Source organism: Streptomyces sp. NPDC058964 (genome assembly GCF_042741275.1).
Classification (GTDB): domain Bacteria; phylum Actinomycetota; class Actinomycetes; order Streptomycetales; family Streptomycetaceae; genus Streptomyces.
On sequence record NZ_JBHYKH010000311.1, the window covers coordinates 1 to 8,191 of the forward strand.

6 protein-coding genes are annotated in these 8,191 nt (G+C 71.0%); 3 read left to right on the plus strand and 3 right to left on the minus strand.

Features of this window, described 5'->3' with window-relative positions:
• A partial coding sequence (locus ACFW2E_RS30465) for a GAF domain-containing protein (protein WP_384470294.1) occupies positions 1 to 1,170 on the minus strand: 1,170 nt, incomplete at its 3' end.
• Between the two features lie 251 nt (positions 1,171 to 1,421).
• Between ACFW2E_RS30465 and ppdK the strand changes: the two genes are divergently transcribed.
• The 3 genes from ppdK to ACFW2E_RS30480 all read left to right on the plus strand — a co-directional run bounded on the left by ppdK (position 1,422) and on the right by ACFW2E_RS30480 (position 5,927).
• The gene (gene ppdK, locus ACFW2E_RS30470; protein WP_384470295.1) at positions 1,422 to 4,109 is read left to right on the plus strand and encodes a pyruvate, phosphate dikinase; all 2,688 of its coding nucleotides are present in this window, start codon (positions 1,422 to 1,424) and stop codon (positions 4,107 to 4,109) included.
• Positions 4,110 to 4,314: 205 nt separating this feature from the next.
• Positions 4,315 to 5,499: a site-2 protease family protein gene (locus ACFW2E_RS30475; protein ID WP_384470296.1), complete on the plus strand. Its 1,185-nt coding sequence runs from the start codon at positions 4,315 to 4,317 to the stop codon at positions 5,497 to 5,499.
• Positions 5,496 to 5,927: an OsmC family protein gene (locus ACFW2E_RS30480; protein ID WP_384470297.1), complete on the plus strand. Its 432-nt coding sequence runs from the start codon at positions 5,496 to 5,498 to the stop codon at positions 5,925 to 5,927. The genes ACFW2E_RS30475 and ACFW2E_RS30480 overlap by 4 nt, the downstream gene beginning before the upstream one ends.
• Before the next feature lie 61 nt (positions 5,928 to 5,988).
• Here ACFW2E_RS30480 and ACFW2E_RS30485 read toward each other — a convergent pair whose 3' ends face one another.
• Both ACFW2E_RS30485 and ACFW2E_RS30490 read right to left on the minus strand, forming a co-directional pair.
• Positions 5,989 to 6,858 (minus strand): universal stress protein, encoded by an 870-nt coding sequence (locus ACFW2E_RS30485; protein ID WP_384470301.1) that lies wholly within the window; start codon positions 6,856 to 6,858, stop codon positions 5,989 to 5,991.
• A gap of 70 nt (positions 6,859 to 6,928) precedes the next feature.
• Positions 6,929 to 7,834 carry a universal stress protein gene (locus ACFW2E_RS30490; RefSeq protein WP_384470298.1) on the minus strand — a complete coding sequence of 302 codons (906 nt, stop codon included), beginning with the start codon at positions 7,832 to 7,834 and terminating at the stop codon, positions 6,929 to 6,931.
• Between the last annotated feature and the right edge of the window lie 357 nt (positions 7,835 to 8,191).

Consider the following 8,191-nt stretch of genomic DNA (forward strand, 5'->3'; position numbering starts at 1 on the left):
CTGGATGGCCAGGTCGTGCAGGTCCCGGGCGATCCGGTCCCGGTCCTGGAGCACCGCGATCTGCTCGGCGTCCTGTCGGCGCTCGGCGAGTTCCATCGCGATCGCGGCCTGCGCGGCAAAGCTCCGCAGCATCTCGGTCTCCCTGGCCGAGTACGTCGGCCGACCGAGTTCGCGCGCCAGCAGGACCACACCCCGCACGCCGCCTTCGCCGCTGCCGATGGGGACGGCAACGGCGGGGCCCAGTCCGCCGAAGCGCGCGGGCTCCGGGGAGATGCGGGGGTCGTGAGTGACGTCGTCGCTGGCGACCGGAGCGGCCGTGGAGTACGCGAGGCCCATCAGCGTTCGGCCCAGTGGCAACACCAGCCCCGAGTGCGCCTCAGCGTCCAGCCCGACGGCGATCTCCACCGTGAGCGACTTGGTGTCCTCCATCGGCATGGCGACCGCAGCCAGGGCCGAGCACGAGATCTCCCGAGCATGTTCGGCGATAAGGTCCAGGGACTCGGCGCGGGCGCTGCCGGCCATCAGGCTGTGAGCGATCTCCGCGTTCGCGCGAAGCCAGCGCTCACGCAACCGGGAGTCCTCGTACAGGCGGGCGTTGTCGATGGCCACCCCGGCCGCAACGGCCAGGGTCGACAACACCGCCTCGTCCTCCCCGTCGAAAGGCGTCCCGTCACGCTTCTCGGACAGGTAGAGGTTCCCGAAGACCTGGTCGCGGACCCGGATCGGAACCCCGAGGAAGCTGCTCATCGGCGGGTGGCCGACCGGGAATCCGTACGAGGCCGGGTGCTCGGAGATCTTCGCCAGTCGGAGCGGTTCCGGGTGATCGATCAGCTCGCCGAGGACGCCATGCCCCTTCGGATACGAGCCGATCGCGGCAATCTCCTCCTCGGTCACTCCGACGGTGTGGAAGCCGGACAGCGTCTTGCCGTCGGGGCCGATGACGCCCAGGGCGGCGTACTCGGCGTCCACAAGCGTCGCCGCCGCGTCGACGATGGAGTGCAGCGCCTGCTCCAGGTCGAGCTCCCGGCCGACGGTGAGCACAGCCTCCAGCAGACTGTGCACGCGATCCCGGGTGCTCCGGGCCGCATCGATCCGGGCCTGCAACTCCTCGAACAGTTCGTCCAGCTTCAGCTGCGGCAGCCGGACGCGGGCATCCTGCGGACTTGCCACCGTGTGCCTCCAGGTCCCTCGGTGTACGGCGGGACCATCGGATTGGTCGCTTTCCACCCTATCGGCCGCCAGTGGAAGGCGACACGCACCGCGGCAGGCCGCTCCTCTCGGCCAAGAGGCCGCAACGCCGCGCACACGAGTCGGAGCTCGGGGCCGTTCGGCCCACCCCGGGGGCCTGAGAGCACCTCCCGGGCGGCCCTGCCGCGTCCGACGCTGGAGATGTATGAGACCGCGGAGCTAGGAGAGACGTCATGGTCCGCTACGTCTACGACTTCCAGGACGGTGGCCGCGACCTGGTCGGCCTGCTCGGCGGCAAGGGTGCGAACCTGGCCGAGATGACCCGTCTCGGCCTGCCGGTGCCGCCGGGGTTCATCGTCACCACCGAGGCCTGCCGGGCCTTCTTGGCGACCGGCGAGGAGCCGGAGGGTATGCGGCAAGAGGTCGGCCTCCACCTGTCGGCCTTGGAAACGACCGCCGGGCGATCGCTGGGGCAGGCCGACGACCCTTTGCTGGTCTCCGTCCGCTCCGGGGCGCGCTTCTCCATGCCCGGCATGATGGAGACGGTCCTCGACATCGGTCTGAACGACGTGTCCGTGCTCGGGCTGGTCAAGGTGTCCGGCAACGAACGCTTCGCCTGGGACTCCTATCGCCGACTCGTGCAGATGTACGGCAGCACGGTGATGGGGGTCGATCCGGTCTTCTTCGACGAGGCCATGACGCTGCTGAAGGAGGCGCGCGGAGCCCCCGATGACCTCCATCTCGACGCCGCCGACCTCGCCTGGCTGGTGGAGACCTACAAGCGCCTGATCCGGGACGAGACGGGCCGCGATTTCCCGCAGTCACCCGCCCATCAGCTGCAGCAGGCGATCCTCGCCGTGTTCCGGTCCTGGAACGGCGAGCGCGCCCGTCTGTACCGGAGGCGTGAGCACATCCCGGACGACCTGGGGACGGCGGTCACCGTACAGCGCATGGTGTTCGGCAACTTCGGCCCGGATTCCGGCAGCGGCGTCGCGTTCACCCGCGATCCCGCGACCGGTCGCCCCGGCCTGTACGGCGACTACCTGCCGAACGCGCAGGGCGAGGACGTCGTCTCGGGCGTGCGGGACGCCGTACCGATCGCTGAGCTGGAACGGCTGGACCCGAGCTCGTACCGACGACTGCGCGATCACGCCCAGGCGCTGGAGCGGCACTACCGGGACCTGTGCGACATCGAGTTCACCATCGAGCGCGGCGTGCTCTGGATGCTCCAGACCCGGGTGGGCAAACGCACGGCCGAGGCCGCCTTCGCCATCGCCGCCGAGCTTGCCGAGGAGGGGCTGATCACGACCGATGAGGCGCTGGAGCGGGTCGGCGGTGACGGGCTGGCACGGCTGATGTTCCCCCGTTTCGACATCGCGGCGACGGGCGACGCGCTGGCCCATGGCGTGCCGGCCTCGCCGGGCGCCGCGGTCGGTGCTGCCGTGTTCGACTCCGCGGAGGCCGTACGGCGCGCCGCGGCCGGGGAGCAGGTCGTCCTCGTGCGCGAGGAGACCAATCCCGAGGACCTGCCCGGCATGGTCGCCGCGCAGGCGGTGCTGACCGGGCGGGGCGGCAAGACCAGCCACGCGGCAGTGGTCGCCCGCGGGATGGGCAAGGTCTGTGTGTGCGGTGCGCGGGACATCGCCGTCAACTCCGAGGCGCGCCGCTTCACCACCCGCGACGGCACCGTCGTCGAAGAGGGCACCGTCCTCTCGGTCGACGGATCCACAGGTGACGTCTACGCCGGCGCGGCACCGCTCGTCCCCTCCGCGACCATGCGCTATCTGGAGACCGGCGAACACACGGACACCACGGTCGCGGCCGTTGCCCGCGCCCTTGAGCATGCCGACGGAATCGGGCGGTTGGAGGTTCGGGCCAACGCCGACACCCCCGAGGACGCGGCCCGCGCCCGACGGTTCGGAGCGCAGGGGATCGGCCTGTGCCGCACCGAGCACATGTTCCTCGGCGAGCGCCGCAAGCTGGTCGAGGACATGATCCTCGCTCGTACGGACGCCGAGCGTGACCGTGCGCTGGCGGCTCTTCTGCCGCTGCAGCGCCAGGACTTCGCGGCCATTCTCGAAGCGATGGACGGCCTGCCGGTCACCATCCGGCTTCTGGATCCACCGTTGCACGAGTTCCTGCCCGATCGCACCGACCTCGCCGTGCGCATCGCCGTCGCCAAGGCCGGTGGCAAGCAACCGGACACACATGACGTGGAGTTGCTCGATGCCGTGAACCGGATGCACGAAGAGAACCCGATGCTCGGCCTGCGGGGCGTACGGCTCGGACTGGTGGTGCCGGGCCTTGTGGCCATGCAGGTGCGAGCGATCGCCGAGGCGGTCGTCGAGCGTACCCGCGCCGGCGGGTCCCCGCGGGCGGAGATCATGGTGCCGCTCGTCGGCGCCGTCGAAGAACTCCAGCTCACCCGCGAGGACGTGAGGCGAGTGATGGCCGAGGTCACCGAGGAGACCGGCACCCCGGTCGGCTGCCCCGTCGGCACGATGATCGAGCTCCCCCGTGCCGCGCTCACGGCGGGCCGGATCGCCGAGGAGGCCGAATTCTTCTCCTTCGGCACCAACGATCTGACCCAGACCGTCTGGGGCTTCTCCCGCGACGACGTCGAGGCCGCCTTCTTCTCGGCCTACCTCGACAAGGGCGTGTTCGCGATCTCACCGTTCGAGACGCTTGACCGCGAAGGCGTCGGCCGGCTGGTCCGGATCGCGGTCGAAGAGGGCCGGGCCACCCGCCCGGACCTGAAGATCGGCGTCTGCGGAGAACACGGCGGCGACCCCGAGTCCATCCACTTCTTCCACACAGCCGGTCTGGACTACGTCTCCTGCTCGCCGTTCCGGGTCCCGGTGGCCCGTCTGGAAGCGGGCCGGGCAGCACTGAACATCGCACGTTCGAGCGACAGCAGGTGAGCGTCTCCATCGTGATCGTCACGATCCTGATCCACTGCGAGCGAACTGCGACGCCTGGGCCTGTCGTCCCTGCTGCGAGCCGATCGGCCCCTCCCCGCAAGACCACTGCCGCCGGACCATGAAGGTGGCGCGGGCCTGCCCCACCAGGGAGTTCGGCGCCGTCCGCCCGAGTCCGCACTGGGTTTCAGTCGTGAGGCGAGATGTCATGAACGAGACGCTGTCCCTCGGCCGGATCGCCGGCGTGCGAGTCGGTCTGCACTGGAGTGTCCTGGTCATCGTCGCCCTGGTGACGTTCGGGCTGGCGCGTGGCCGTCTCCCGCAGGCCCACCCGGGCCATTCCGCCCTCGTGTACTGGGCACTCGCCCTGCTGACCGCCGTCGTCTTCCTCGGATCACTGCTCGCACACGAACTGGCGCATGCCGTGCTCGCCCGCCGCAACGGCGTCCAAGTAGAAGGCATCACGCTGTGGATGCTGGGCGGCGCGGCACGCCTGCACGACGAGGCGCCGACGCCGGCCGCCGAACTGCGCATCGCCGGCGTGGGCCCGCTCACGAGTCTGCTGATCGGTGGCGTGCTCGCGGGCGTCGCCGCAGGGCTGGACGCACTCCACGCGTCCGGGCTGGTCGTCGAGGCGTTCGTCTGGCTGGCCGCGATCAACGTTGTGCTGGCCGTCTTCAACGCGCTGCCCGCCGCACCGCTGGACGGGGGACGGCTCCTGCGCGCGTACTTGTGGCACCGGACCGGCGACCGGCTACGGGCCACACGAGGTGCCTCGGCCGCGGGCCGGGCGCTCGGCTGGTTCATGGTGGCGACCGGATTCGTGGCCGTGCTGCACGGCCGTGACCTGTCCGGACTGTGGGCGGCGCTGCTCGGCTGGTTCCTGATCGGCGCGGCCACCGCCGAGGCCCGTCAGGCCGAGATGCGCAACCTCCTGGGCGGTGTGCCGGTCAGCCGAGTCATGACTCCGGACCCGGTCACCGTGCCGGCCTCGGCGACCCTCGCCGACTTCCTGGCCGAAGGGCCCTTCGGCCAGTACCGCCACTCCGCCTTCCCGGTGCTGGCACCCGATGGTGCGGTGACCGGCGTGCTCACGCTCCGCCGCGTCGAGGCGACCCCGCTGCATGACCGTGCGAGCACGATGGTCCACGAGGTGATGCGCCCCTTGAGTGACGTCGTCGCGGCCGCTCCCGAGGAACCCGTGCTCGACCTGCTCCCCCGGCTGCAGGCGAGTCCCGTGCGCCGAGCGCTCGTCCTCGACGAGGGCCGCCTCGTCGGCATCCTCACCATCGCAGACATCACCCGTGCCCTGGCGTGGCCCTCCGCGTCCGCCGCCGGTGGCTCCGCCGGGCCGCGCCCCGACCGCCGCAAGCAGCCGAAGGAGACATCATGACAAGCCAGAGCGGGCCCGTGACCCCAGTGCCTCCGAGGCGAGTAGAGGTGCGGCACCTCAAGGGCCAGGCCTTCGAAGTCAGCGTGAGAGGCCACACCCTCATCACCGATCAGCCCGTCGAAGCGGACGGCGACGACCGTGGCCCGACCCCCGTCGAAGTGCTCGTCGTCTCGCTCGCCTCATGTGTCGCCTATTACGCCGGGCGCTTCATGGAACGCCACCACCTCGACCGTGAACACCTCCGCGTGCTGGCGGACTTCACCATGGCCGACGACCGACCCGCCCGCGTCGCCCGTGTGCACCTGCGAGTGCTGCTCCCGGACGAGCTGAGCAGGAGCCGGCTCGAGGCTCTGCGTGCGGTGGTCGACCACTGCACGGTGCACAACACCCTGCGACAACCGCCCGAAATTCGCATCGAGTTCGGGTGACCTGCCACATCGAGCGACTGGGACTCGAACGCTGGCATCGTGGTGGACACTCGGGTCGGGGTCAGTCGACCTCCGGCACGACGGCCACCGGGCATGCGGCGTGGTGCAGCACCCCATGGGCGACGCGGCCGAGTTGCAGGCCGAATTGGCCTTGGCGGCGCCGGGCGCCCACTACCAGCAGGTCGGCGTCACGAGAAGCGGCCAGCAGAGCGTCGCGGGCATGGGCCTCGACCGCACGGCACTCTACCTCGAGGCCGGCCGGCCCGTGGCGTCGTACCTCTTCCAGTGCCTCCACAGCCTGTTGCTCGTGCCCGTGAGCCGGTTCGCCGACGATCAGGGGATGGCTCATGGCCGCGTGCGCGGGCCGACGCCAGGCCCGTACGGCCTCCAGCGGCACGCCGCGGAGCAGGGCCTCCTCGATGGCGAACCCCATCGCGGCCGAGCCCGCCCCCTTCTCACCGACACCCAGGACGACACGACCGCGCGCTCCCGGAGCCTGGTTGTCGTGGCCGCCACGCAGCACGATCACCGGGCAGAGTGCTCGACCCGCCACCACGACGCCGACCGAACCCAAGAGCGCCTCGGTCACGCCACTGCGGCCCCGGCAGCCCAGCACGACGGCAAGGGCCGCTCGGCTTTCCCGCACGAGTGCGTACTCGGGTGCCTCGGCCGGCTGTTCGGTGGTCACCTTGATACCCGGCTGTCGGCGGTGGACCCGACGCTCAGCGATGCCGACGACGTCTGCCGCCGTCACCTCCCCCGATGGCTCGCCGGGACCGTGCGCGAGTGAGGTGCCTTCGTATCGCTCCCACAGCAACGCGTACACCAGCCTGAGTGCCGCCCCGCGCAGGGCGGCCTCGTCCGCCGCCCAGTCCGCGGCCCGGAGGCTCGGCTCAGAACCGTCGACGCCGACAACGATCGGAAGGTCCATCATGATCACCGTCCCGGGCATGAATGGAGTTGACGCTGCCCCCGGGATACGTCCCGCTCGGAGTGCTGGGTCAGCCGTGCGCGACGACGGCGACGGGGGCCGTGATGTGGTGCAGAGCCGCGTGGGTGACGTGGCCGATGTGCGCGCCGAGGGAGGCGGTTCGGATGCGGCGGCCGACGACAGCCAGCGACGCGTCACGCGATGCGTAGACGAGGACTTGTGCGGCGCTGCCGCACCGGCTCGCCTCGATCACCTCGACGCCCGGGAACTTCTGCCGCCAGGGATGCAGCACCTCGGTCAGGGCGGCGGCCTGCCGGCGTGCGAGATCGTCGTGGAGCTCGGTGTCGCCGGGGAAGCGGTAGAAGGACGTGGGCGGCTCGGGCCAGGCGTGCACGGCCCGCAGGGACGCCTCCCGGCGGGCGGCGGCGTCGAAGGCGAAGTCCAGGAGCGCGTCATCCGGATCGTCGGCGTCGAGGCCGAGCACCACGGGCCGGAAGGGAGCCGCGGCGGAGGGCACGCCCGTCGAGTCCGTCCTGTGTTCGTCCCGGGCCTGCTCCCCGGCCCGCACGAGCACCACGGGTCGTTCGGCATGGGCGACGACGGACAGACCGACCGAACCGACCACGAATCCACCGATCCCGCCGAGGCCGCGCGAGCCGAGCGCCAGCAGTTCGGCGGAGCCCGCCGCCTGTCGCAGGCTGTCGGCCACGGTCCCCGTCAGCTGCTCGCCGCTCACCTCGAGACCGGGGTGGCGCGAGCGCAGACCCTCGGCGGATTCGCCCAGGAGCTGCTCGGTCCACTGCTGGTGTATCCCAGGGCGGGGCGGCCGAGCCCGGACCGGGTGCTCGGGTGCCCGCTCCGACACGTGGACGATCTTCAGCGGCAGGTGGCGCAGCAAGGCTTCGCGCGCCGCCCACTCGGCGGCGGCCCGGCTCTCGGGCGATCCGTCGAGGCCCGCGGTGACGGTTCGGTACATGGCCTCCACCTCCCGGATAACGGTCCGATTCCAGCGTGGTGAGGCAGCCGTGGCTCCGGTCAGGGGCCACACGTCCCTGAGCGGGGCCGAACGACCCACCGAAGGGGCGAGCCCACCGGGTCACCGCCGCTCGGAATGGTCCTCGCCACGACGGCCGCTCCGGCCTGCGGCGGACGCCTCAGCCGGGCCCGGTGTCGTGGCCGGTGATCCTTGCTCCGACCGGCAGGAGGCCGAACGGCCCGGCAGGAGGCCGAACGGCCCGGCCGGGGGCCGAGGGGCCCCGTTCCCCTTGCGAGTGTACAAATAATACGAGTCCCACGAAAAATAAAATGTATAAATCTTTTGTGGCGGTCTCAG